Annotated in this window: 26 protein-coding genes; 20 read left to right on the forward strand and 6 right to left on the reverse strand. The window is 44.4% G+C overall.

All coding sequences use genetic code 11. The features are described 5' to 3' along the window. Nucleotides 1–13 precede the first annotated feature (13 nt). Nucleotides 14–1,969, forward strand: coding sequence for an EAL domain-containing protein (locus ACMXYU_RS10785; RefSeq protein WP_415898648.1), 1,956 nt, complete (start codon nt 14–16; stop codon nt 1,967–1,969). A gap of 78 nt (nt 1,970–2,047) precedes the next feature. Here the strand turns inward: ACMXYU_RS10785 and ACMXYU_RS10790 are convergent, their stop codons facing one another. Both ACMXYU_RS10790 and tusA read right to left on the reverse strand, forming a co-directional pair. Further along, the gene (locus ACMXYU_RS10790; RefSeq protein WP_415884072.1) at nt 2,048–2,593 is read right to left on the reverse strand and encodes a ProQ/FINO family protein; all 546 of its coding nucleotides are present in this window, start codon (nt 2,591–2,593) and stop codon (nt 2,048–2,050) included. Next, a complete protein-coding gene (gene tusA / locus ACMXYU_RS10795; protein WP_415884071.1) occupies nt 2,593–2,832 on the reverse strand; it encodes a sulfurtransferase TusA in 240 nt (79 codons plus the stop codon). Before tusA ends, ACMXYU_RS10790 begins: the two co-directional genes overlap by 1 nt. Nucleotides 2,833–2,982: 150 nt before the next feature. Here tusA and ACMXYU_RS10800 point away from each other — a divergent pair, with 150 nt between their 5' ends. Beyond that, the gene (locus tag ACMXYU_RS10800) at nt 2,983–3,264 is read left to right on the forward strand and encodes an antibiotic biosynthesis monooxygenase family protein (protein WP_415884070.1); all 282 of its coding nucleotides are present in this window, start codon (nt 2,983–2,985) and stop codon (nt 3,262–3,264) included. Nucleotides 3,265–3,295: 31 nt separating this feature from the next. On the opposite strand, the gene rlmM is transcribed toward ACMXYU_RS10800, so the two are convergent. Beyond that, nucleotides 3,296–4,363, reverse strand: a complete 1,068-nt coding sequence (gene rlmM, locus ACMXYU_RS10805) for a 23S rRNA (cytidine(2498)-2'-O)-methyltransferase RlmM (protein WP_415898649.1) — start codon at nt 4,361–4,363, stop codon at nt 3,296–3,298. Next, nucleotides 4,360–4,962 carry an alpha/beta family hydrolase gene (locus ACMXYU_RS10810; RefSeq protein ID WP_415898650.1) on the reverse strand — a complete coding sequence of 201 codons (603 nt, stop codon included), beginning with the start codon at nt 4,960–4,962 and terminating at the stop codon, nt 4,360–4,362. The genes rlmM and ACMXYU_RS10810 overlap by 4 nt, the downstream gene beginning before the upstream one ends. A gap of 370 nt (nt 4,963–5,332) precedes the next feature. Here ACMXYU_RS10810 and ccoN point away from each other — a divergent pair, with 370 nt between their 5' ends. The 15 genes from ccoN to ACMXYU_RS10885 all read left to right on the forward strand — a co-directional run bounded on the left by ccoN (nt 5,333) and on the right by ACMXYU_RS10885 (nt 19,359). Then, a complete protein-coding gene (gene ccoN, locus ACMXYU_RS10815) occupies nt 5,333–6,763 on the forward strand; it encodes a cytochrome-c oxidase, cbb3-type subunit I (protein WP_415884066.1) in 1,431 nt (476 codons plus the stop codon). Nucleotides 6,764–6,786: 23 nt separating this feature from the next. Next, a complete protein-coding gene (ccoO, locus tag ACMXYU_RS10820) occupies nt 6,787–7,404 on the forward strand; it encodes a cytochrome-c oxidase, cbb3-type subunit II (protein ID WP_415884648.1) in 618 nt (205 codons plus the stop codon). A gap of 6 nt (nt 7,405–7,410) precedes the next feature. After that, nucleotides 7,411–7,608, forward strand: coding sequence for a cbb3-type cytochrome oxidase subunit 3 (locus ACMXYU_RS10825; protein WP_415884065.1), 198 nt, complete (start codon nt 7,411–7,413; stop codon nt 7,606–7,608). Next, nucleotides 7,605–8,498 carry a cytochrome-c oxidase, cbb3-type subunit III gene (ccoP, locus tag ACMXYU_RS10830; RefSeq protein WP_415884064.1) on the forward strand — a complete coding sequence of 298 codons (894 nt, stop codon included), beginning with the start codon at nt 7,605–7,607 and terminating at the stop codon, nt 8,496–8,498. The genes ACMXYU_RS10825 and ccoP overlap by 4 nt, the downstream gene beginning before the upstream one ends. Before the next feature lie 152 nt (nt 8,499–8,650). Then, entirely contained in the window at nt 8,651–10,072 is a 1,422-nt protein-coding gene (gene ccoG / locus ACMXYU_RS10835; protein WP_415901119.1) for a cytochrome c oxidase accessory protein CcoG, read from the forward strand. Between the two features lie 126 nt (nt 10,073–10,198). Next, nucleotides 10,199–10,723 carry a FixH family protein gene (locus tag ACMXYU_RS10840; protein ID WP_415898651.1) on the forward strand — a complete coding sequence of 175 codons (525 nt, stop codon included), beginning with the start codon at nt 10,199–10,201 and terminating at the stop codon, nt 10,721–10,723. Continuing rightward, a complete protein-coding gene (locus ACMXYU_RS10845; RefSeq protein ID WP_415898652.1) occupies nt 10,720–13,236 on the forward strand; it encodes a heavy metal translocating P-type ATPase in 2,517 nt (838 codons plus the stop codon). The genes ACMXYU_RS10840 and ACMXYU_RS10845 overlap by 4 nt, the downstream gene beginning before the upstream one ends. Before the next feature lie 32 nt (nt 13,237–13,268). Further along, complete coding sequence (ccoS, locus tag ACMXYU_RS10850; RefSeq protein WP_415884061.1) at nt 13,269–13,463, forward strand: cbb3-type cytochrome oxidase assembly protein CcoS; 195 nt, start codon at nt 13,269–13,271, stop codon at nt 13,461–13,463. After that, complete coding sequence (locus tag ACMXYU_RS10855; protein ID WP_415898653.1) at nt 13,456–14,121, forward strand: sulfite exporter TauE/SafE family protein; 666 nt, start codon at nt 13,456–13,458, stop codon at nt 14,119–14,121. Before ccoS ends, ACMXYU_RS10855 begins: the two co-directional genes overlap by 8 nt. Nucleotides 14,122–14,164: 43 nt before the next feature. Then, nucleotides 14,165–15,553 carry an oxygen-independent coproporphyrinogen III oxidase gene (gene hemN, locus ACMXYU_RS10860; protein WP_415898654.1) on the forward strand — a complete coding sequence of 463 codons (1,389 nt, stop codon included), beginning with the start codon at nt 14,165–14,167 and terminating at the stop codon, nt 15,551–15,553. 71 nt (nt 15,554–15,624) lie between these two features. Then, entirely contained in the window at nt 15,625–16,419 is a 795-nt protein-coding gene (fnr, locus tag ACMXYU_RS10865) for a fumarate/nitrate reduction transcriptional regulator Fnr (protein WP_415884058.1), read from the forward strand. Nucleotides 16,420–16,582: 163 nt separating this feature from the next. Further along, nucleotides 16,583–17,125: an adenine phosphoribosyltransferase gene (locus tag ACMXYU_RS10870; protein ID WP_415887636.1), complete on the forward strand. Its 543-nt coding sequence runs from the start codon at nt 16,583–16,585 to the stop codon at nt 17,123–17,125. 177 nt (nt 17,126–17,302) lie between these two features. Further along, complete coding sequence (rdgC, locus tag ACMXYU_RS10875) at nt 17,303–18,217, forward strand: recombination-associated protein RdgC (protein WP_415898655.1); 915 nt, start codon at nt 17,303–17,305, stop codon at nt 18,215–18,217. A gap of 98 nt (nt 18,218–18,315) precedes the next feature. Further along, nucleotides 18,316–18,801 carry a hypothetical protein gene (locus ACMXYU_RS10880; RefSeq protein ID WP_415898656.1) on the forward strand — a complete coding sequence of 162 codons (486 nt, stop codon included), beginning with the start codon at nt 18,316–18,318 and terminating at the stop codon, nt 18,799–18,801. 111 nt (nt 18,802–18,912) lie between these two features. Next, the gene (locus tag ACMXYU_RS10885; RefSeq protein ID WP_415898657.1) at nt 18,913–19,359 is read left to right on the forward strand and encodes a pseudoazurin; all 447 of its coding nucleotides are present in this window, start codon (nt 18,913–18,915) and stop codon (nt 19,357–19,359) included. A gap of 43 nt (nt 19,360–19,402) precedes the next feature. Here the strand turns inward: ACMXYU_RS10885 and ACMXYU_RS10890 are convergent, their stop codons facing one another. Both ACMXYU_RS10890 and ACMXYU_RS10895 read right to left on the reverse strand, forming a co-directional pair. Next, complete coding sequence (locus ACMXYU_RS10890; protein WP_415898658.1) at nt 19,403–20,044, reverse strand: rhodanese-like domain-containing protein; 642 nt, start codon at nt 20,042–20,044, stop codon at nt 19,403–19,405. Between the two features lie 88 nt (nt 20,045–20,132). Next, nucleotides 20,133–20,642, reverse strand: a complete 510-nt coding sequence (locus ACMXYU_RS10895; RefSeq protein WP_415898659.1) for a DUF3087 family protein — start codon at nt 20,640–20,642, stop codon at nt 20,133–20,135. Nucleotides 20,643–20,775: 133 nt separating this feature from the next. On the opposite strand from ACMXYU_RS10895, the gene queE reads away from it, so the two are divergent. From queE to ACMXYU_RS10910, 3 genes are all read left to right on the forward strand, one after another. After that, the gene (gene queE / locus ACMXYU_RS10900; RefSeq protein ID WP_415898660.1) at nt 20,776–21,408 is read left to right on the forward strand and encodes a 7-carboxy-7-deazaguanine synthase; all 633 of its coding nucleotides are present in this window, start codon (nt 20,776–20,778) and stop codon (nt 21,406–21,408) included. A gap of 628 nt (nt 21,409–22,036) precedes the next feature. Beyond that, nucleotides 22,037–23,209, forward strand: coding sequence for a cation diffusion facilitator family transporter (locus tag ACMXYU_RS10905; RefSeq protein ID WP_415898661.1), 1,173 nt, complete (start codon nt 22,037–22,039; stop codon nt 23,207–23,209). Continuing rightward, entirely contained in the window at nt 23,206–23,823 is a 618-nt protein-coding gene (locus tag ACMXYU_RS10910) for a YigZ family protein (RefSeq protein WP_415898662.1), read from the forward strand. The genes ACMXYU_RS10905 and ACMXYU_RS10910 overlap by 4 nt, the downstream gene beginning before the upstream one ends. Nucleotides 23,824–23,880: the final 57 nt, after the last annotated feature.

Genomic DNA, 23,880 nt, shown 5'->3' on the forward strand with positions numbered 1-23,880 from the left:
AGGAGTATCTATTATGTCACTGGTTAACCAACTTATCGCCGCAATATTTGCGGTACTTATAGGTTTGGTTTCTGGCACCCTATACATAATGTCAGAAAGCTCACGCTCTGTTCTTCAGGATCAGCTGGAGTCACATGCGCAGGATTCTGCCACTCACTTAGGCCTTTACCTTGCCCCTTATATGGCTGAAAACGATAGCGCGACTATTGAAACAGCCGTGAATGCTATTTTCGACAGCGGTTTCTATCAGCGTATTATTGTCACCAATGCGGATGGTGAGATTCTGTTTGAGAAAAAGACGCCAGAAACCATCAGCGAAGAGGTGCCTGAGTGGTTTAGATCGATGATTCAGATCACTCCACCATCTATGTTCAGAGAAGTTGCGCACCAATGGCAGCAGGTAGGCAAAATCTACGTACAAAGTAGCGCTGGTTATGCTTACGACAAGCTTTGGAAAGGCGCACAAGATAGCATCATCCTGTTTATCTCTTTATCGATTCTATGCTTGCTCGCTATCAGCTCATTGATTAGATACCTACTAAGACCATTGCACTCCGTAGAGCAGCAAGCAATCGCCCTATCCGAAAAGCGCTACTTAGAGCAAGAAAAATTACCAGGTACACGTGAACTTAAGCGTGTAGTACAAGCAATGAACCGCATGGTTAAGCAAGTACAGGTAATGTTCGATGAACAAGCTCGCAATATTGAAGAGCTACGCAGAAACGCTTATCAAGACAGCTTAACAGGCTTGTCTAATCAACGTGCAACTGAAGCACAACTGGCCGAGCGCCTTGATTACCGTAAAGATTTTGGTAGAGGCACTCTATTCAATATCCATCTATGCAATCTGCAGGAGACCAATCAGCAGATAGGTATGGATAAGACCAATAACTTGCTGAAACACCTAGCCAGCCATCTAGAAGAATTTGCACGCGGGTCAGATCAAAGTGTACTAGGCCGTGTAACCGGCGCAGACTTCATATTGTTGGTTAATACAATCGATACCGACCAGTTAAAACTAAAACTGGAGCAACTTGATCAGGAAAGCCGCAAACACCTTGCGCAGTTGATGGGCCAAGATATTGAAGGCTCAATAATCAGTATCGGCAGTTGCGAATGCAACGATGAAAGCAACAGTAGCCAGCTTCTATCTGAAGCTCGTATAGCGAGCAATGAAGCAGAGAAATCTAAAGTGCTATGGAAGCAGTTCAACACCTCGGAAAAAACTGCAGCACAGCCGCAGCAATCTGATTGGAAACAACATGTTGCTAACGCGATCAATCAGCGCCAAATCTTTTTACAGATTCAAAGCGTGTTTAGCAAAAAGCCAGGGTCTATGCCGATTCAGGATGAGATCTTTGCGCGTATTCTTAATCAGGATAATCAACCCGCGTCTGCCGGTGAGTTCATCAGCGTTGTAAAAGAGCTTGGCTTAATGCCTGAAATGGACAGAGCTGTAATCGAACTAGCGCTAGAGCAACATGAGAAGATTGCTTGCCCACTGACCATTAATTTGAGTCATGAAGCCGTAAGCAGTGAAAGCTTTAGAACATGGCTACTAGATAAGCTAAAAACCATCAGCCCTAGTGTTAAAGTTCTGTTCGAGTTGGATGAAACCAGTGTACTGAACAACATTGAAGGCATTCTAGAGTTCCGTAAGGCTCTAAAATCTATAGGTGCAGAGTTTGGTGTCGACCATTTCGGTATTCACCCTAGCGGCTTCTCTTACCTCTACTCAATACAACCTGATTACATCAAGATTGATGGGTCTCTAATCCGTAATATCGATCAGAACGATGAAGACCGCTTCTTTGTCAGCAGCCTGATCAGCGTAGCCCATAGCCTTGAGATCAAAGCTTACGCCGAGCATGTAGAAAGAGAAAGTCAGCTACAGATCCTTGAAGCGCTAAATGTGGATGGTAGCCAAGGTTATCTTCACGGCACGCCAAAACCCTTAAGCAAAGCTTAGGGGTTTGATAACCATACTCCAAACAAAAAAAACGGCGGTATAACCGCCGTTTTTTTGTATCTAGCTTAGGACTAGGGCTTATTTACGACCCACTAGCATTTCAAGCTTTTTACTCATACGCTCTTCACGCTCTTGCTCTTTGCGCTTCTCTTGACGTACTTTGTTGATCTCTTTCAACTTGCCTTTTGCGTGATCTGACTCTTCTTTAGTCACTACACCAGCTGGCTCACCATTGATATCAATACGCTCAGCACCTTCACGCAGGGAGCGGTAGTAGTTCAGTGAACGAACATAACTCGCAAGAGCACGTTTGATTTTGTTCTTAGCGACTTTTTCGTCAGCAACAAGATCTTCTTGGATGCCTATTTTTAGAGGCCTAACGTTTTTACGATCAAAGGTTTTCGGATACGCTTCCATCAACTGCTGCAGAGCAGCCATATTTGCAGCACGGTTTTTGGATTTCGCCTTTGGCGTTTTGTTTACTACGTCATTCACCTGATTAGCCTCTGATTGGAAAACTTGCTTTGACTGAGTCAGATTCGCCTCCGCAGAATCTAGCATATTTTCCAATTGATCAATTAATTGCCTAGTTTTAGTACTTATCTGCTCAACATCCACAGACATCATTCACCCTTACGAATGTAATACCCGTAAAGGTCGTCTTCTACATACTGCTCAACCAACTCATGCCCTAAAAACGTACAGAACTTAGGAATGTCACGCTGAGTAGAAGGATCAGTTGCCAAAATATGCAGCACTTCCCCTGCCAGCATATCCCTAACATGATTATGCAACATCATAACAGGCTCAGGGCAGTATAGGCCCTTTGCATCAAGAATATGGTCGGCTTTGATGTCCGTCATGTTTTATCTCTTGCAGAAAGATGCATATTGTCTCAAATTACCCATGACAGCAAAAGTCATTTAATCAGTAATTAAGCAACTAAAGTCGCTTTTAAAATAAAAATAATCCATTCTATATGTGTGGAACGTAGTTTTAGATGGAGAGATCATATGATTCGAGTACTTATCGAACGACATATTGCCGATGACTTAGGCGAGCACTATGAAAAAGCTGCCCGTGAAACGCTACAATTAGCGATGCAAGCACACGGCTTCATTTCTGGCGAAGCTCTTAAAAATGCCAGTGATCCAAACCACAGGATGGTTATTGCAACCTACAGAACTCTTCAAGATTGGCAACGCTGGGCACAATCCTCAGAGCGCCAAGATATGATGGCGACTCTTAACCCAATGCTAGAAACCGAGGAAAAAGTCACCGTTTTTGAACACTAATATCTGAAACTGCCATCTTATCGCTGTATTTTTATAGCACTCTAAGGTGGCAGGTTATCTCCTCTCGATCATGGTAAAGGTGTTTAGCCGATAACTCATACGCTAAGCCTTCCTGCATAAACCTTTCAGCGATTAGATTTAAACAAGATACAACCTCTTGATAGCGCTGCTTCATTGGCAGTTTCAGATTGAAGATAGCCTCATCGCACCAACCATTGATCACCCAATCAGCCGCCATCCCGGCCGTTTTAATCGGTTTATCTACAACATCACACACCATCATATTGACAGGCTGCGCAGGTATAAATTTATAAGCATCTTCTTGAATATGGGTCACTTGCCCAGATTCCATCAACTGATCTTGCATGGGTCCGTTGTCTACTGCAGTAACAAACATACTGCGTTGAACCAACTGCCAGGTCCACCCACCCGGCGCCGCACCTAGATCGACTGCTGTAGAACCATGAGGGATTCGTTGATCCCAATCGTCACGCGGAATAAACCAATGCCACGCCTCTTCCAATTTCAACGTTGAACGACTTGGCGCTTGTTTGGGGAACTTAAGACGGGGTACACCTAGTGGCCAAGGCGCTGAATTATTCACAGGCGCATAACCTACGAACATTTCACTACCAGACAGTACGAACAGCAACAAACGATTCCCTTTGCTATTCGCTTTTTTCTTCAAACGTCCGCTCTTACGCAACTTCTGAGCCAAAGCTGAGCTAAACTTCTTCGAAAAGGTCGCTAACTCGCGGCCATCTGTTGTATCGGGGTACTCTGCCCAAAGATCAGTACAATCAGGAAAATCAGCAAGAATCTGTTGTAGCTGCGAAATACGATCATCACGCTCAAGCTCCTGACAATCACCACAAACCATCCACTGCCTTACAAAAATCAAACTATTAAAATCAATTTCAGCAATAGCCCGCTCTGCATCACCTGGAGTTTGCAAATGAAACTCTACATAACCCTGACCAGACTCTAAGGTGCAGTATCCGTATAGGCCGATAGTAGAGCACTGATCTGTAATCTCCCCTGCGACCTCTTTCTCGAAGCCTGAGCGGCACTGTAGGACTAATCGATTAAAATATGTCAACTTAGCTGTTTCCCGATAATCTGAGCGATATGGTCCATATGCTGAATTTGCGTAAAACCTGAAGCCTTACGTGGTTTGATGTCATGATCACCATCCTCAAACCAATACACATGAACAGATGGCGGCAAATTGTACTCTGTAACTTCAGGAAGTGAACCCATTGGATCCCTTTCGCCTTGAAATATATGCAAAGGCTTTGGTAAATCTTTTAAATGATCAACACGTAACGAATCGGGCTTTCCACGTGGATGAAAAGGATAACCGAATACAAATCCAGCACTCACGGCTGGATGACTAAGTAGCATTGAAGCAGCACGCCCCCCCATAGATTTTCCCGCCAAATACAGTGGCTGACCATCCACTACTTGCTCTTCAATCAATTGTGTAAAGTAATCCAGCAATTTAGGCATTCTATCTGGAGGGCGTCGCTTGCCCGTTTCTCTAATGGTCTGCATATATGGAAATTCAAAACGAACAACCTGCAATCCAAGTTTAGCTAAGCGCAGAGCCATCTGTTGCATAAAGTCACTGTCCATTGGCGCACCCGCACCATGCGCAAATAACACTTTCCCCGTTTTCAATTCACCATCAATTAACATAAACAGCCCCTTAATCAGTCAAAAAATGAGTTTTACCGCTGTTTCAAAGTTGACTTGAATCAACAAACGCTGAGAAAAGCCTTACTGTGCAGCACAAAATGCGACGTTTTTTACGACAAAAAACGCCAAAATTATATCTCTTTTTAAAACAAAGGATTACAACCTATAAAAAATATTCCTTATATTTCATTAAGTTAAAAAACACCCCAACCTAAAAGTATAAAGCAAACAATACCTAGGTAGAAATTTCGCAACTGCGACAAAATGCCTCATTGAATGACCTAAACACATTGAAAATAAGGCCCTATTCCAAGATAATTGCCTGCGAAACTCAAAATTTCCATAAATAGCTTGTTGATGAGAGCCTGACATGAGCACAGCAACTGAACACCCCACCTACAATTATAAAGTGGTGCGCCAGTTCGCCATCATGACAGTAATTTGGGGTATCGTCGGTATGACCGTCGGTGTCCTAATTGCTGCACAGTTGGTTTGGCCAGCACTAAACTTTGATACAGCGTGGCTGACTTACGGTCGTCTACGTCCACTGCACACTAACGCAGTTATCTTTGCATTCGGCGGCTGTGCCCTGTTTGCAACATCTTACTATGTAGTTCAACGCACCAGCCAACGCCGCCTGATCTCTGATGGCCTTGCAGCGTTTACATTCTGGGGCTGGCAAGCAGTTATCCTTGCAGCAGCAATTACTCTGCCGCTAGGTCTAACTTCTTCCAAAGAATATGCTGAGCTAGAATGGCCAATCGACCTGCTAATCACTATCGTGTGGGTTGCATACGCTATTGTATTCCTAGGTACTGTGAAGATGCGTAAGACATCTCACATCTACGTAGGTAACTGGTTCTACATGGCATTCATCATCACTGTAGCTGTTCTACACATCGTTAACAGCATGGCTATCCCTGTTTCTATGTGGAAGTCTTACTCCATCTACTCCGGTACTGTAGATGCGATGATCCAGTGGTGGTACGGTCATAACGCTGTAGGTTTCTTCCTGACAGCTGGCTTCCTAGGTATGATGTACTACTTCGTACCAAAACAAGCTGAACGTCCAATCTACTCTTACCGTCTATCTATCGTTCACTTCTGGGCGTTGATTGCGACATACATCTGGGCTGGTGGTCACCACCTTCACTACACAGCGCTTCCTGACTGGACTCAGTCTGTAGCGATGGTTATGTCTCTGATCCTTCTTGCTCCATCTTGGGGTGGTATGATCAACGGTATGATGACTCTATCTGGTGCTTGGCATAAGCTTCGCACGGATCCAGTTCTTCGTTTCCTTGTTGTATCTCTTTCCTTCTACGGTATGTCTACGTTCGAAGGTCCAATGATGTCTATTAAGACAGTAAACGCACTGTCTCACTACACTGACTGGACTGTTGGTCACGTACACGCTGGTGCATTGGGTTGGGTTGCAATGATCTCTATCGGTGCGGTTTACCACATGATCCCTCGCCTATTCGGTAAAGCTCAGATGTACAGCGTTGGTCTTATCAACACTCACTTCTGGCTAGCGACAGTAGGTACGGTTCTATACATCTGCGCGATGTGGGTTAACGGTATCCTACAGGGTCTAATGTGGCGTGCAGTTAACGCTGACGGTACTTTGACTTACAGCTTCGTAGAAGCACTAGAAGCTTCTCACCCTGGTTACTTTGTTCGTTGGTTGGGCGGTATGTTCTTCCTGACTGGTATGATTCTGATGGCCTACAACACTTGGCAGACTGTTCGTAAAGGCAGCACTGCACCAGAAGCTCAAGCTTCTGCACAGGCAGCTTAAGGTCATAGGAGCAGATAGAAATGATCAAACACGAAACGATAGAAAAGAACATTGGCCTGATGATTCTGCTTATCATCATCGTAATCAGCGGTGGTGGCCTAGCAGAGATCGTTCCTCTGTTCTTCCAAACTTCTACTACTAAGCCAATTGAAGGCCTACGTACTTACACTCCGCTTGAGTTTGAAGGCCGTGACATCTACATCCGTGAAGGTTGTAACACTTGTCACAGTCAGATGATCCGTCCTTTCCGTGCTGAAACGGAACGTTACGGTCACTTCTCAACTGCGAATGAGCACGTTTGGGAACACCCATTCCTATGGGGTTCTAAGCGTACAGGTCCAGACCTAGCTCGTGTAGGTGGTCGTTACTCTGATGATTGGCACCGCGCTCACTTGTACAACCCTCGTGACGTTGTACCTGAGTCTAAGATGCCTTCTTACCCATGGTTGTTTGAAAACAAACTAACCGGTGCAGACACTGCTAAGAAGCTTGAAGCACAACGCGCTGTTGGTGTTCCTTTCACTGACGAGCAGATCGCTAATGCCCAGAAAGAAGTTCAGGGCAAATACGAGATCGATGCTGTTGTAGCTTACCTACAAGCACTGGGTAAAATGCATTCTGAATACACTAACAAGCGGTAGTAACGCGTGAGTTACGAAGTTTATGGCCCTTATATACCGGTAATCATGCTGATTACGTTCTTGGCGCTATTTGTTTGGGTGCTTAATCCAAAAAATAAAGACAAGTACGACGATGCAGCCAATATGCCTCTGAACGAACCTGATGAGGCAGACGAGATGAAACCGGACAATACAGAGGCCAGTGACGGGAGAATTGAAAAATGAGTGCTTTTTGGAGCGCATGGGTAGCAGTGATTACCCTAGCTGTAATTCTTGGTTGTGCTTGGCTATTGATTGCTACTCGCAAAAGTCAGCCGCACCAAGATACAACTGAAGAAACATTAGGCCATGAATTTGATGGCATTGCTGAATACGATAACCCTCTGCCAAAATGGTGGTTCCAGATGTTTATGGGCACCGTTGTTTTCGGCATTGTTTATCTTATTCTTTACCCAGGTTTAGGTAGTTTCCCAGGTCTCTTGAACTGGACTTCTACTGGCCAGTGGGAAGAAGAAATGGCTCACGCTGAAGAGACGTACAAGCCGATCTTTGCAAAATACGCAGCTATGTCTGCAGAAGAGCTACAGCACCCAGACAACGCACTAGGCCTAAAAATGGGTCAGCGTATGTTTGCGAACAACTGTTCTCTATGTCACGGCACAGCAGCAACAGGTGCACACGGTTTCCCTAACCTAACGGACAACGATTGGTTGTACGGTGGTGACGAGAAGACTATCAAGACATCTATTGCTAACGGTCGTAACGGCGGCATGCCACCTTGGGGCGCTGTACTAGGCGAAGAAGGCGTACGTGACGTAACTAACTACGTACTATCTCTAAGCGGTGCAGAAGCTGATGCAGAAGGCGCAGCTCGCGGTAAAGGTCAATTCCAAGCACTATGTACTGCTTGTCACGGTACTGACGGTAAAGGTCTACCTATCCTAGGTGCACCTAACCTAACTGATGACATCTGGTTGTACGGTGGTAGCTTCGAAAAAGTGGCTCACTCTATCCGCGTTGGTCGTAATGGTGTAATGCCAGCTCATAAAGACCTACTAAGCGATGAGAAGATTCACCTGATCACTGCATACGTTTACAGCCTATCTAAAAAGTAATTAGATAGTTGAACTAAAATAAAGGCGATATGATGTAGATCATGTCGCCTTTTTTTTTGAGGATCTATTATAATATTCAACTTTGCTAATACATGGTGAGCGTATTAGTTCTGATGAGTTTAACTTTCACTGGTGAGTATGTGAGCAACGATATGAATCAGATCCCGGTTCAAGATGTCACACCCAAGAGCAAGAAAAAATCCCAAGAGTACGACCTATATGCCAAACGCGAGCATATTTATGTAAAGAATTACAAAGGTATCTTTAAAACCTTACGCCAAGGCTCTAGCTTTATCATGCTATTGATGTTCTTTGGCTTCTCATGGATCACATGGGATGGCAGACAAGCCGTTCTGTTTGACCTGCCCAACAGACAATTCCATGTATTTGGTAGCACCTTCTGGCCACAAGACTTTATGTTACTGTCTTGGCTACTGATTATTCTTGCCTTTGCCCTGTTCTTCTTTACCGTATTTGCCGGTCGATTATGGTGTGGCTACGCTTGCCCGCAATTCGTTTGGACTTGGATCTATATCTGGATAGAGAACTTCACCGAAGGTGATCGCAACAAGCGAATGAAGCTGGATAAATCTAAAGGCTGGAGCAAAGAAAAATTACTTAGAAAAAGCGCAAAACACTTCCTATGGGTCGCCTTCTCTATTATTTCCGCTATCGCGTTTGTTGGTTACTTCACTCCAATTCGCGAGCTTATCCCAAGCATCTTTAGTTTTGAACTTGGCCCTTGGGAGATGTGGTGGTTAGGCTTTCTTGCCGTAGCAACCTATGGCAACGCTGGCTGGTTACGTGAGCAGGTATGTATCTACATGTGCCCTTACGCTCGCTTCCAATCAGTTATGTTCGACCAAGACACTTTGATCATTTCTTACGACGAGAAACGCGGTGAAAGCCGAGGCAAACGTAAAAAAGGCTCTGACTATAAAGCAGAAGGCTTAGGCGACTGTATTGATTGCTACAACTGTGTTTATGTTTGCCCAGTGGGAATCGACATTCGCGACGGCCTGCAATATGAGTGTGTAGCCTGTGGTGCTTGTGTTGACGCCTGTGACGACATTATGGAACGCGTCGGTTACGAAAAAGGCCTCGTACGCTACACAACTGAGCATCAACTTGACGGTAATAAAACGCACATCATGCGTCCTAGATTAATCGGTTACTTCGCTGTTTTATGTGCGATGTGTGTCGCGTTTGCCTACACAATATATAGCCGCATTCCGTTAGAAGTCGATATCTTACGCGATCGTGGGCAGCTATATACAGAAGTCACTTCAGGTGTTATCGAGAATGTATATACACTGAAACTTGCCAATAAAGAGCAAGTTGATCATAGCTACACTATATCTGTGACAGGTATTGAAGGCCTTGAATACATTGGCAAATCCGAGGTCACTATCAAAGCAGGTGAGCTAATTGATCTTCCAATTAGATTAAACATTAAGAAGAAATACCTAAGCAAAGCCAATAACAATATCAACTTCAAAGTGATAGCAACGGACAATACCGACATTGTTATAGAAGTTGAAAACCGTTTTATTGGCCCTGCACCTAAGCGCTAGGTCAAAAGAAGGGTCGATTAGAATAAATTCTAGGCCCCTTCTTTTAGAAATAAGGTAGAATAGCTGTCGGTCTGAAACTGGGTGTTCCAGTTTTGGATACGACAGTTTTTTTTTGGGTATTGATACATGAGTGACAGCGACAACAACATCCCCGGCCCATGGTACAAACAGCCTTGGCTTTGGTTTATTTTATCACCGATTATTGCCGTAGTTTTTTACGGAACTTTTTACCTTTACCTATCCATCGTTACACATGACGGTTTGGTAAAAGATGACTACTACAAAGTAGCCCGAGGCCATTTTGTAGATAAAAGTCAGTCTCAAGAAGCGATCGACCTTGGCGTTAGTGGTCAGTTAAATCTCGATAATACAACTGGCGACCTAATGCTGAAATTCAAGAGCAAAGGCGATTACCTTCCAGAGTTCCTTAGCCTCAGTATCATTCACCCTACTCACCAGCAATACGATCAGAGTATTCTGCTTAAGCAAGTTCCTGGCACTGAAGCCTATACAGGCAGCTTAAAGAGCCTGCTACAAGGTAAGCGTTATCTGATCCTGAAGGATGAAGCCCGCAACTGGAACCTCCGTGCAGAGGCACATCCACCATACGATCAGAATACAATTGAGTTTAAACCTGCCCACGAACAATGAGCAGCAACCTTAACTCAGTAAAGTCTACTGACTGTTACCACTGCGGCCTTACTATCCCCCCGGGTAGTAACTATAGTGCTGTAATTAACGGTGAAAGTAGAGATATGTGTTGTCCAGGCTGCCAAGCAGTCGCACAGACTATTGTAGATAGTGGCTTGGACAATTATTACAAACATCGTACTGAAGCAGCCTACTCGCCGGAGCTTAACACTAAGGACCTTCCGGAAACACTGCTTCTTGAACTTGAGCTTTACGATGACGAAAATGTGCAAAGCAATTTCGTCAAAGTTAATGAATCTAGCTCCGAAGCCACACTGGTTATCGAAGGTATTACCTGTGCAGCTTGCGTGTGGTTACTCGATCACCACATCAGTAATATCGAGGGCGTAAGTAAAGCTAAGGTCAACCTGACTAACCACCGCGCTCGTATCACTTGGGATAAATCCCAAGCAAAACTCAGCAAAATCATGGCTGAGATATACCGAATTGGTTATCAAGCCCACCCTTACCACCCTGACAAAGAAGAGCAGCTCTTAGAGCAGGAACGTAAGCGTGCAACTCGCCGTCTAGGTGTTGCCGGCATCGGCATGATGCAGACAATGATGTTTGCTATCGCGCTTTATGGCGGTGCTCTACAGGGCATGGAAGATAAGTATGTCAGCTTTATCCGCTGGGCTAGCTTAGTCATTGCAACCCCAGTAATCCTTTATTCTGCACGTCCTTTCTTTATTGCAGCGCTAAGGGATCTTAAAACTCGACACTTAACCATGGACTTCCCTGTCTCTATCGCAATCGGTGGAGCTTATTTAGCCAGTGTCTGGGCAACCATCACGAATAGTGGTGAGGTCTATTACGACTCCGTTACTATGTTCACCTTCTTCCTGTTAATTGGCCGCTACCTTGAAATGCAGGCCCGTCATAGAACAGGCAAAGCGGGTAATGCACTCCTCAACTTACTACCGGCTAGTGCTATCAAACTAGTCGATGGTGAAGAGCAATTAGTACCCGCTCAAGAGCTTAAGCTAGACGATATTGTTTTGGTCAAACCAGGCCATACGATTCCTGCTGATGGCATCATCATTGCTGGTAGCAGCTCAGTAGACGAAGCTGCGCTAACGGGTGAATACCTACCTATTCGCAAAGATATCGATGACAAGGTTGTTGGCGGCACGATTAATGTCGAAAACCCGATCACGATTAAAATCACTCAGGTGGGTGACGAGACCAAACTATCAGCCATTGTTCGTTTGCTCGATCGTGCTCAAGAAGACAAACCTAAAGTTGCTCAGATTGCTGATAAAGTTGCTAGCTACTTTGTAGCGGCGGTCTTAGTCACCGCAACCGTTGTAGCGACAGGTTGGTACTTCGTAGAGCCTGCTCATGCATTCTGGATTACCCTATCTGTACTGGTAGTCACTTGTCCTTGTGCGCTTTCATTGGCCACTCCGACAGCACTCACTGCTGCCACAGGAACACTGCGCCAAAACGGTTTATTAATTACCCGAGGCCATGTTCTTGAAAGCCTTTCGACGGCAACTCATGTTGTTTTCGATAAAACAGGCACGCTAACCGAGGGTAACCTCAGTCTTCAAGAAGTGGTTCCTCTAGCGGATCATGATCAAGACGCCTGTACCAAGTTTGCTGCTGCGCTTGAAAAGCACAGTGAACATCCAATTGCACAAGCGTTCCACGATCAACAAGGTGATCTAGTAGCAACCGAGATCAAAGCAACACTTGGTCAAGGCATCGAAGGAGTGATCGACAATCAAAGATACCGTATTGGTAAACCTGATTACGCGAGCGAGATCCTAACGCAAAGCCAGCCATCGCTACCTGAAACAAGTGGGCAGTGGTTGCTACTGTGTAATGAGACTCAAGCACTAGCATGGTTCCGCCTCAATGACCAGATTCGCCGTGAAGCGAAACAGACAATTGAGATCCTTCACTCGATGGGGCTTAACTGTCAGATGCTGACGGGCGATAACTCTTCAGCGGTAGCGGAAGTAGCAAGCCAACTAGGGATAGATACCACTATCTCTGGCGTATCACCTGCAGAGAAGCTTGCTCATGTTAATAAGCTGCAAGAAGATGGTGCACATGTAATTATGGTAGGTGACGGTATTAACGACATCCCTGTACTTGCAGGCGCTCAAACGTCTATCGCTATGGGCGGCGCTTCTGATCTTGCTAAAACCAATGCGGATGGCGTACTGATCAGCCACGATCTATTGCGTCTGGCTGATGGTATTTTGCTCGCGAGAAAGACTCAAAGAATCATTAAGCAGAACCTAGCTTGGTCACTTTGCTATAACCTAAGCGCTTTACCATTAGCGGCCTTTGGCTTCATTGCTCCCTATATGGCAGCGATCGGTATGTCGGCAAGTTCATTGGTCGTAGTCGGTAATGCGATGCGCCTGAACAAATTAACCCGAGGTTCTGTCCATTCCCATGACAGAGATCAGGGTACTCAGTCGGCTAAGCCTGACGCGGTTATGCAAAATCAGGTAGAATAAGCACATTTGAAAATTAGGGTTATGTAGTTTCAATGGATATAATTTTCCTGCTGATCCCCATTGCCATCTTGTTAATTGGCTTTGCTATCTGGGCTTTCTTCTGGAACGTTAACAACGGCCAGTACGACGATCTAGACAGCCCTGCACATAGCATTCTCTATGATGATGACGAAGATCTGATTCCGGATGATGCAAAAGTAAAACCGACTGACAAAGGCAATGACTGAAGCACTTGTCATACCTACAGCATTCTTATTAGGTTTGCTTGGCGGTACGCATTGTCTAGGTATGTGCGGTGGCATAGCTGCCACCGTTTCCCTTAGCTCCCCTAAGGGAGGTCAGGGCTTCCTACTTTTACTCGGCTATAACTCTGGGCGCATTATTAGCTATGCAACTGCAGGCGCCATTTTAGGTAGCCTGAGTTGGTTATTAACCGATCCTATACTGCAACTCGTACTTCGCAGCTTTGCCGGATTGATGCTTATTTTCATGGGCCTCTACATTGCCCAGTGGTGGAAAGGTTTAACTCACCTAGAAAAAGCAGGCGGTGTACTGTGGAAACAGATTAGTCCCGCTGCGAGTAAGCTTCTACCGGTTAGAAATATCGGACAAGCAATCATGCTGGGTGGCCTATGGGGTTGGCTGCCATGCGGTTTGGTTTATAGCACTTTAATTTGGGCTTCAGCAGCATCCGACTGGCTAACCAGCGCACAATTGATGGCGGCATTTGGCGTAGGCACTTTGCCTGCCATGCTGTTAACCGGTGTACTGGCCCAACAAGTTAAACAAATTCTTCAGAAGCGTCTGACCCAACATATCTCGGGCGCAATCATTATTGGAATGGGCTTATACAGCATCCCTTGGATGGGAATATTCCAACAATAACTGAGCACTTTTCGCAAGAAACTGATTACAGAGGAAGACAAACGTGGATAACAATCTGATTAAATGGGATCTGGACTTGATCAAACGATACGACCTATCGGGTCCTCGTTATACATCCTACCCTACTGCTGTTCAGTTTGACCCAGAGTTGTCTCCTAGTGATCTAGTAACAACCGGACAAAACTCTGCGGACATCAATGATCCACTTTCGCTGTATGTTCACATCCCATTCTGTGCGCATGTTTGCTACTACTGCGCATGTAATAAAGTGATCACGCGCAACCGCAAAAAAGCACAGCCTTATCTGGATACACTTTATAAAGAGATGGCTCAACTATCTAAGTGGTACAGCAATGACCGCAAAGTAACTCAGCTACATTGGGGGGGCGGTACTCCAACATTCATTAGCCACGAGCAGATGGTCGAGCTAATGGCTGAAATGCGCAAAAACTTTAACCTTCTTGATGACGATAGCGGTGATTACTCCATCGAAATTGATCCTCGTGAAGCAAGCCTAGAAACAATCAAAGTCCTACGAGAGATCGGTTTTAACCGTATCAGTCTAGGTCTACAGGATATCGATCCAAAAGTTCAGGAAGCAGTAAACCGCGTTCAGTCAGTAGAACAAACAGCAGCAATTCTAGAAGAAGCTCGCAGATTAGGTTTCCGTTCCCTGAACCTAGATTTGATCTACGGACTTCCTTACCAAACATTCGAAGGTTTTAACGCAACACTCGATACTGTGATCGAAATGAATCCAGATCGTCTTTCAGTATTCAACTACGCTCATCTTCCAGACCGTTTCCGTCCGCAGCGTCATATTCAGGAAGAAACACTGCCTAGCCCAGAGACTAAGCTTGCGATTCTAGAATCCACCATTAATAAGCTGCTTGATGCAGGTTATGTTTATATAGGTATGGACCACTTTGCTAAGCCTGATGATGAGCTAGCCATTGCTCAGCGCACAGGTAAATTACATCGTAATTTCCAAGGCTATACGACTCATTCAGAGTGCGACCTTGTCGCTATGGGCGTTTCGTCAATTAGCCAAATCGGCTCTGTTTATTATCAAAATGAGCATGACATGCCTTATTACAGTGCTGCAGTAGATAGTAACGCTCATGCAATTAAGCGCGGTGTAAGCCTGACGCAAGATGACATCATCCGTCGTCATGTAATCACACAGCTAATCTGCCACTTTGAGCTAGACAAAACAGCGGTTGAATCAAAATTTGATATTGCTTTCGACGACTATTTCGCAACTTCCATTGCTGAGCTAGAAGCATTTACTAAAGATGGCTTAATCAGCATGAATGCAAATGAGATTGTAGTCTCTCCTGCTGGTCGCCTATTGATTCGTCGTATATGTATGGCATTTGATGCATATATACCAAAAGATCAGAGTTCACAGCGTTTCTCGAAGATTATTTAACTTTCCGTATTTACGGAAATATTACATAATCAGTGGGTAGCCATTCGATATAACCACGACAGGATCGCACTATGAGTGATAACAAGGCAACTGATGGAAAACTACGTAGTCTACAGCAGGTAAGCTGCAACACTTGTAGTCTGAGCTCTTTGTGTCTGCCCGTATCTCTGGATATGACAGAGATGGAACGCCTGGACAACATTATCGACAAAAGCCGCCCACTGAAAAAAGGCGAGCATCTTTTCCACCAAGGCGAAGAATTTGCGAGTGTTTATGCCATCCGCGTCGGCACAGTAAAAACTTACACAATCACAAATGAAGGTGAAGAGCAGATCACCGGGTTCTACTTCCCAGGTGAACTGGTTGGTATGAGCGGTTTTGATAACAACGAATACCCTGTATCTGCAAAAATCCTCGAAACAACTACGGTTTGTGAAATTCCGTTCGAGCGTTTGGACGAACTTTCCGGTCAGTTACCTGAATTACGCCGCCAACTGCTGCGTACGATGAGTAAAGAGATCCGTGAAGAGCAACAGATGATGCTGCTCCTATCGAAGAAGAATGCTGAAGAACGTGTTGCAACATTCCTTGTGAAATTATCGATGCGTTTTAAAGCACGTGGTTATTCTGAAACAAGTTTCCGTTTATCGATGTCGCGTAACGAGATCGGTAACTATCTAGGCCTTGCAGTTGAAACCGTAAGTCGAATTTTTACCCGCTTCCAGAAGTCCGAACTATTACAAGTTGAAGGTAAAGAGGTTCATATCCAGGATCTGGATAAACTTTACGAACTATCTGGCGAGTGTCCAGCTAAGGACGCTGAAGAGCCTGTAACTGCTCAATGTGGCAAAGGCACTTGCAGTTAGCCCCTACACATAAAAAAGCACCGATCGCTTTCGCAACCGGTGCTTATTTAGTCGCACAATTAAGTAGCCATCTCAATGTGTAACCCAACGCATTTATTAAAGCTTTTGCTGCGTAATAAAACATTGAGCTGTGTCAAAACCTGCTGTTTCTAAGGAGTTCTTCATGTCATATGACGAATGTTATGTGAAATCCGTAATTCGTACGATCCCAGACTGGCCGGAGCCAGGCGTTCAATTCCGCGATATCACTCCACTATTTAAAGATCCTAAAGCGCTTCGCATGATCTCTGATGCATTTATCCAGCGCTATATCGACAGTGACATCACGCATATTGCGAGTATTGATGCTCGTGGTTTTTTGATCAGCTCCATCATGTCTTACCACCTGAACATTCCTTTGGTACTCGTCCGTAAAAAAGGCAAACTACCGGGTGAAACCATTCATCAGGAATACCAGCTTGAATACGGTACTGCAGCTGTAGAGATGCAGACTGATGCTGTGAAGGAAGGCGATCGCGTTTTGGTATTTGATGACCTGATTGCTACAGGTGGCACTATCTTAGCAGCGTGCAGTCTCATCAAAGAACTTGGTGCGGAAGTGTCAGAAGCAGCAGCACTAATCGATCTGCCAGACCTACAAGGTTCTAGCAAAATCCAAGATGCAGGTGTACCAGTACATACCCTTCTTGCTTACGCTGGCATCTAATTAAAACCTGACGGCAGCCCAATCTAATCGCTGCCGTCAGTTTTATCCCTTTCTTACTTATCCCGCTAGCTAATTCTTCACCTCTCTTTTATTTCAGCCAATTGCAGATTTTCTCTTCCATCGCGTACAAATCTTGCCTACCATGCTCTGCCAATTTTTTCGTTTTCTGGAGCTGCTATGTGGTTTAAAAATGTAATTTTCTATCGCCTAACTGAAGCGTTTGAATACACTCAAGAGCAGCTGCAAGAAAAACTTATCGAACACGCTTTTCATCCATGTAAAAGCCAAGAACTTAGCCGTTATGGCTGGGTATCGCCATGTCACTTATTAGATGATGTTCACGCGCATCAGGTACACGGTATGTTTATGGTGGCTGCACGCAAGGAAGAAAAGATCCTTCCCGGCGCCGTTATTAAAGACGCCGTTGGCGAAAAAGTTGCGGTCATCGAACATGAACAAGCACGCAAAGTGTACAAGAAAGAACGCGACCAACTGAAAGATGAAGTGATTCTTGATCTATTGCCTCGTGCCTTCAGTAAATTCCAGCAGACCACCGCTCTGATCAACCCTGCAGCTGGCTGGATTGCAGTAGATGCTTCTAGCCATAAACGCGCAGAAGAGCTACTAAGTCATCTTCGTGGCACATTAGGCAGTCTGCCAATCACACTGCCTGATGTAAACCAATCACCTTCTGCCGTTATGTCACATTGGTTGGAGCAACACGACAGCATCCCACAAGGCTTTGAAGTACTAGATGAATGTGAGCTACGTGATAACGTTTTAGAAGGCGGCGTAATTCGAATCAAAGGCCAACAACTAGAAGATGAAGAGTTTGTTGCTCACCTAGAAGCAGGCAAGCGTGTAGTTAAGCTCGCTCTAGAATGGGATGAGCAACTCAAGATTACTCTGCAAGAAGATCTGTCTATCAAACGTCTAAAACTGAGCGAACAGCTACAGGAGAAAATGGCCGACGAAGCAGCGGAAGACGAAATCGCTCAATTCGATGCCGATATGGTTCAAATGGGTCTAGAGTTCAGCAAGCTATTCCCTGCTCTAATTGAAGCCTTTGGCGGCGAAGCACAACGCCCTTAATTATTAACTGACTGTCCAAGCTTAATTTATAACTCGGCGCGACAAGTGGTAAGGTTATAAATTAAGCTTTCATCTCCAATATGGGCAGGGCAGACCAGATGGATTACGCACCGGAATACACAAAGCGCGAGAAGATAAAGCTCATAATCCTGTTTATGGGATTAGGCGCTGTTCTCATAGCCGCTGGCGAGCTTTGGCTATTCCCATCTATCACCCGACTTGCAGAACAGCCTCACTGTTACAGTCTGTTTGGCCTAAACGGGGCTGATTATCTTTGGCACCTTTTACTGATTGGAATACCTATTTCGATCTTCCTAATCCTTGCCATAACGATGCTCCCCATGGCTTTCAAAGGGTTAATACAAGCGCAATTCCCACCTAAGGGCTACAAAGTTTTTAAACCGACACCGATTCGCAAAGGGATGAGAGGGCAGTTGATGGCTGGCTTCCTAGTGTTCGTAATTGCTTCTCCCCTGCTTATCGCAATATATGGAGCTAATCAGTTGGATAAGATGCCTGAAATAGAGGCTCCTAAAAAATCTAAAGATCTTTGCCCAGCCATCATAAAACCGTCTAGTCATTAAGCACGTATACACCTTTGATTTTTATACTTCTAAGTAATAATGTTTCACAACACCCACAAATGATTTAATAATCATTATTATTTTCATTACCAGATAGAGAGAATACATACGATGAATATTAAAACTTTAAGCGCGGGCCTAGCTCTAGCTGTATGTGCCAATTTTGCTAATGCTGCTGATCATACAGTCATGATGAAAAATTCAGGTCCTGACGGCTCCATGGTTTTTGAGCCTGCCATTTTAAATGTAGAAGTAGGTGATACCGTTACATTCCAACCTACAGATCCAGGTCACAACTCTGAATCAATCAGCAGCCTAATCCCTGCGGGTTCGACAGGCTGGAAAGGAAAAATGATGAAAGAAGTTTCTTTCACCGTCGATAAGGAAGGCGTGTACGTATACAAATGCCGTCCACACGCGATGATGGCAATGGTGGGGGTCGTTGTAGCAGGTAAACCAACAAACCTAGAAGAAGTAAAAACCAATGCGGCTGAGCTAAGCGCTACGTTTGTGATGAATAAGGATCGCTTAACTAACTACCTAAACCAAATTAAATAGACACCTTATTCTCAGATAGTAGGGGGTACAATAAAACTCCCTACTATTCCAGATAATAATCCCCTACCGTAGTCAGCCCTAAGCTTGTCCAAGCTTGCATACCACCTCGATAGTAATTCAACTTTTCCTCAGGGTAATCTAGCTCTAGTAACGCCCATATAAAGGTAGGCGTCTGTCCACACCAATAGCCGTTACAAAAAGCAGCAAGTGTTTTTGCCCGACTGAAATCCCAAACGCCATCTTTGTTGATTGCTCCCAACTCTTCCAACGTATCGGAAATAGTTTCAGGATCTTTTAACAAGGTGTATGGAATATTGGTGCTGCCCGGTATGGTCAGTCGGTAATGCCAGCCCTCAGTGCGAGTATCGACAATTAAAGTAGAGCTATCTGTTTGAGCTTGTTGTAGATACTCAATAAATTCCCTCTCGCCAATGGTTTCCACTTCATAAGGTTCGAATGGAAACATAGGTTGCGGTGTGCCACGAGAGGTCGTTAGATAAAGCTCATGGATAGTATTATCAGACTCTTGGTTGCGCTTAATCTCAACAGACTCACCTTCATGCTCAACCACAAAAGAGAAAAGTTCTGGGGTAATCATCACCCTCTTACTCTGCTCAGCAACGAGATACGGCGAAAACAAGAAAACCATCCATACCAGAATAGATCGCTTAAATTGACTAAGCATCGTAAAACCTCAACTCTTGATATCAGACACAAAAAAGGAGCCTTAGGCTCCTTAGTAATATCAATTTTTCGCAAAAATAAATAGCGCGTTATTTCATATCCAACAGCATATCGATCGAATATTTAGATGCATCAGGGTCTAAGGACAGCTTCTCACATTCAACCAAAAACTTATTTTCACGCTCTTTACTGTCGCTATAGCCGAATTCGTTACCATCTAAGCTTTGCAGTTGCAGCGTAGCTTTATGATAGAAAGCGAGAACAATCGCCGCCGTTGTATCACCTTCTTTCAGACGCTCTTCCCAACGATGGCGATGGTTTTGAATCTTAAGCGCCTGTTTCTTAAGGTTCCAGCCGTACCGAAGCTCATCAAAATACGGCTTTTTAGCCACTTGGGTAAAGATAATAATGGAGATAGCTAAGCCAATTAGCACCCCAGTTAGGTTCACCATCATATTCTCGCCTTCAGCATTACCATAGTAATGACGTAATACGGCGCTCAACCCTAAACCTATTACAGCAAAAATCAGACTAAAAACGATACCTACCTTGCGCTGCTTTTGCTTATAAACAACTTTATCAATTTCTCTAAGTTCCACGAATGTACCCTATAACACTAGTTAACCTGTAGATTACCTTACAGGCTTAATATGAACCGAATTAACTTGCAGTCAAAATCTGCCAGTGTAGACTTATCGCCTCGATTTTAAAGGCCCTTTCTACCACAATCTGATGTATTCCGTAAAAGAGATTTTCTATAGCTTGCAAGGTGAAGGTGCGCAAAGTGGACGCGCATCAATTTTTTGTCGTTTTTCTGGCTGTAATCTTTGGTCAGGACGCGAGCAAGACCGTGAAAAAGCTATCTGCGATTTTTGCGATACTGACTTTATCGGTACCGATGGCCAGAACGGTGGCAAGTTCGCTACCGCAGCTGAACTTTGCCAGTTCCTCAAAAGCTTCTGGCCCGAGCGGAACAATGAAAAGCCTTACATCATCTTCACGGGTGGTGAACCTGCGCTACAACTTGATCAAATCTTGGTGGATGAATGCCACGCGAACGGTTTTGAACTTGCCATCGAAACCAATGGTACGAAGCCACTACCCGATAATATCGATTGGATCTGTGTGAGCCCTAAAGCCGATGCCGAAGTAATTATCACCCAAGGTGATGAACTTAAATTGGTTTACCCGCAACCGCTAGCGCAGCCTGACCAGTTCGAACAACTTAGTTTCGCGCACTTCTACCTACAGCCAATGGACGGCCCTGCACGTTCAATCTACACAAAAGAAGTGATCGACTATTGCTTAGCCCATCCACAATGGAAGCTAAGCTTACAGAACCATAAAGTGCTAGGCATAGACTAATCCTCTAAAACTGAATGCTAATTTTCGAATTTAATACCTTAATACGGTTAGATTCATTCAAGCCAATTTGAATCGATGCAAAAACAATTTTCTAGACCAAAGTCTATACCCATTAATAAGCGCTCAATAGCGCCTTTGAATGTGGAAAAACAAAACTCCCTTAAAATATAGGGCCTTGCAACGGCTACTCACATTAGCTGTGGATAACTTTGTGAATTAAGACTTTAAAACGTCATGAAACGCCCATAAATCAAGGTAACCCAATAAACTGGTTATTTTTTAACCAGCTTGTTTTTACCTCTTAGAAATCAATATGTTACATAAGTCAACATAACAATATTAATTTTTATTGTTGTTTGTAGCACCTATTTAGTGCGCCTGTTTGCCCCACAGTGAACAACCTTTTTCTGTAATTAAACAGAACACCGGCTACAGCCTAGTAATTACGGTAACCATCAAGGCAAATTCAAACAAGGTAATTGCACCAAATATGGACTGAGCCAGATCTATAGCTCAGTAAAATTATCCCTATCTTCAAGATATGGATTATCCAAACTAGATCAAATTTTTTAAGCTCTAACCTGCTAGGCTTTACAACAATAATCTAAACCGAGTTTATATAGTCGTTATGCAAAGAACAGAACAGGAAAATAAAGCAGCAAACAAAGTGACCTGGATCGGCGCTGCAGTAAACGCCGTACTTGGTTTACTTAAGATCATTTTTGGACTGCTCTTTCATTCAGCCGCCCTAGTCGCAGACGGTATCCATTCCCTATCTGATCTTATTACCGATGTGATGGTCGTACTGATATTAAAAATATCGGCTAAAGGTCCCGATGAAGATCACCCTTGGGGTCATGGGCATTTTGAAGCCTTAGGAACCGTAATTCTTGGCAGTATATTAATTGCTGTCGCTGGTGCTATGGCTTACGACAGTACATTAAACCTAATTGAAGCCTCCGAACTGCTTCTTCCCGAATGGCCAGTTTTAGTAATTGCAGCACTATCCATCGCGGCCAAAGAGTGGATCTATCGTTATACACTGCAGATAGGTAAACAGATCGATTCAGCGCTCTTGATTGCTAACGCATGGCATAGCCGCACCGATGCCCTCTCATCAATTGTCGTATTTATTGGTGTCGCCGGCGCTATGGCTGGTTTTATTTGGTTAGATGCTGTCGCTGCAATGATTGTCGCGGCCATGGTCGCAAAGATCGGTTGGGATTTAAGTTGGAGCAATCTAAAACAGCTACTCGGAACATCCATCCCAAAAGAAGATATCAACCGTTACAAAGAACAGATCCTATCGATAGAAGGCATTATAAATGTCCATAGTTTCAAAACCCGAACTATGGGTAATAAGCATGTCATGGAACTTCATATTCAAGTTGCGCCTCACTTAAGCGCCTCTGAAGGACATTATATTGGCAACAAAGCTTGCCAGCGCCTGCAAGATAATCAGGAGATAGGGCATATCATTTTCCACATCGATACTTATGATGATGAAGACCTCGATATTGATGCACCGGAAACAGAATTGCCTTCAAGGGGGCAAATCACCTTATCAATAGATCATTTTTTTAACTCAATTAGCCAAGAAGCAGTGCCATATAAGCTCTCACTTTATTATTATGGCCGCCATATTGATTTAGAAATATTACTAAACCTTGAGCAACTCCAGTTTCTTCGCCAGAACGGTCACGACGAGGCGACTCTGGTTGATGGACTAAAAATAGAATTAACTAAAACTGGAACTCCATGGCTTGGGACAATCTACCTAGCAGGCGGCATTAAGCAATGACAGAGTTTTACCCTCAAAAGCCCTACCACAGTCACGAAATTGAGATAAAACACAGCCGCTTTATTACCCATGTCGCCCACACACCTGATTTAGAGTGTGCCCGAAACTTTATCGCTGAGATTCAACAGCAACATCCAAAAGCCAACCATAATTGCTGGGCATATATTGCAGGTACACGCAGTTTTCTTCAGTGTTGGAACAGTAGTGACGATGGCGAACCTAAAGGCACTGCAGGTAAGCCAATGCTGAACGTACTGGAACACAGCGACCTATGCGAAATCACAGTCGTAGTAACTCGCTATTTTGGCGGAATTAAACTGGGTGCAGGAGGACTTGTTAGGGCGTATAGCCAAGCTGTACAGGAAGCACTCAAAGTTTTACCGACAGAGGAACGCATTCCTCTATTTCCATTCGACCTCTATCTCCCCCATCACTTAGTAGGGGATATAGAGCAGTTATTAAATCAAGATCAGATTACTATTCTTGATCGCCACTGGAGTGAAGAACTGCACATTCAAGGGGAAGCCAGTGCAACCGCATTAGATCAGCTTAAGCAACGGCTGACTTCGTTTAAGCATTTAACCCGTTACAAAGACGCTGATAGCCGATGGTAAGCTGTAGATCCTTATTGTGTACGCCAATCACTTTGCTCAAATTATTCAATTTGATAT

The organism is Neptuniibacter sp. QD48_11, from assembly GCF_047778095.1.
GTDB lineage: Bacteria > Pseudomonadota > Gammaproteobacteria > Pseudomonadales > Balneatricaceae > Neptuniibacter.

Coding starts and splice junctions, on each gene's coding strand:
- ACMXYU_RS10785 (WP_415898648.1), top strand. CDS start 14: ATGTCACTGGTTAACCAACTTATCGCCGCAATATTTGCGGTACTTATA.
- ACMXYU_RS10790 (WP_415884072.1), bottom strand. CDS start 2,593: ATGTCTGTGGATGTTGAGCAGATAAGTACTAAAACTAGGCAATTAATT.
- tusA (WP_415884071.1), bottom strand. CDS start 2,832: ATGACGGACATCAAAGCCGACCATATTCTTGATGCAAAGGGCCTATAC.
- ACMXYU_RS10800 (WP_415884070.1), top strand. CDS start 2,983: ATGATTCGAGTACTTATCGAACGACATATTGCCGATGACTTAGGCGAG.
- ACMXYU_RS10810 (WP_415898650.1), bottom strand. CDS start 4,962: ATGTTAATTGATGGTGAATTGAAAACGGGGAAAGTGTTATTTGCGCAT.
- ccoN (WP_415884066.1), top strand. CDS start 5,333: ATGAGCACAGCAACTGAACACCCCACCTACAATTATAAAGTGGTGCGC.
- ccoP (WP_415884064.1), top strand. CDS start 7,605: ATGAGTGCTTTTTGGAGCGCATGGGTAGCAGTGATTACCCTAGCTGTA.
- ccoG (WP_415901119.1), top strand. CDS start 8,651: ATGAATCAGATCCCGGTTCAAGATGTCACACCCAAGAGCAAGAAAAAA.
- ACMXYU_RS10840 (WP_415898651.1), top strand. CDS start 10,199: ATGAGTGACAGCGACAACAACATCCCCGGCCCATGGTACAAACAGCCT.
- ACMXYU_RS10845 (WP_415898652.1), top strand. CDS start 10,720: ATGAGCAGCAACCTTAACTCAGTAAAGTCTACTGACTGTTACCACTGC.
- ccoS (WP_415884061.1), top strand. CDS start 13,269: ATGGATATAATTTTCCTGCTGATCCCCATTGCCATCTTGTTAATTGGC.
- ACMXYU_RS10855 (WP_415898653.1), top strand. CDS start 13,456: ATGACTGAAGCACTTGTCATACCTACAGCATTCTTATTAGGTTTGCTT.
- fnr (WP_415884058.1), top strand. CDS start 15,625: ATGAGTGATAACAAGGCAACTGATGGAAAACTACGTAGTCTACAGCAG.
- ACMXYU_RS10870 (WP_415887636.1), top strand. CDS start 16,583: ATGTCATATGACGAATGTTATGTGAAATCCGTAATTCGTACGATCCCA.
- rdgC (WP_415898655.1), top strand. CDS start 17,303: ATGTGGTTTAAAAATGTAATTTTCTATCGCCTAACTGAAGCGTTTGAA.
- ACMXYU_RS10880 (WP_415898656.1), top strand. CDS start 18,316: ATGGATTACGCACCGGAATACACAAAGCGCGAGAAGATAAAGCTCATA.
- ACMXYU_RS10885 (WP_415898657.1), top strand. CDS start 18,913: ATGAATATTAAAACTTTAAGCGCGGGCCTAGCTCTAGCTGTATGTGCC.
- ACMXYU_RS10890 (WP_415898658.1), bottom strand. CDS start 20,044: ATGCTTAGTCAATTTAAGCGATCTATTCTGGTATGGATGGTTTTCTTG.
- queE (WP_415898660.1), top strand. CDS start 20,776: ATGTATTCCGTAAAAGAGATTTTCTATAGCTTGCAAGGTGAAGGTGCG.
- ACMXYU_RS10905 (WP_415898661.1), top strand. CDS start 22,037: ATGCAAAGAACAGAACAGGAAAATAAAGCAGCAAACAAAGTGACCTGG.
- ACMXYU_RS10910 (WP_415898662.1), top strand. CDS start 23,206: ATGACAGAGTTTTACCCTCAAAAGCCCTACCACAGTCACGAAATTGAG.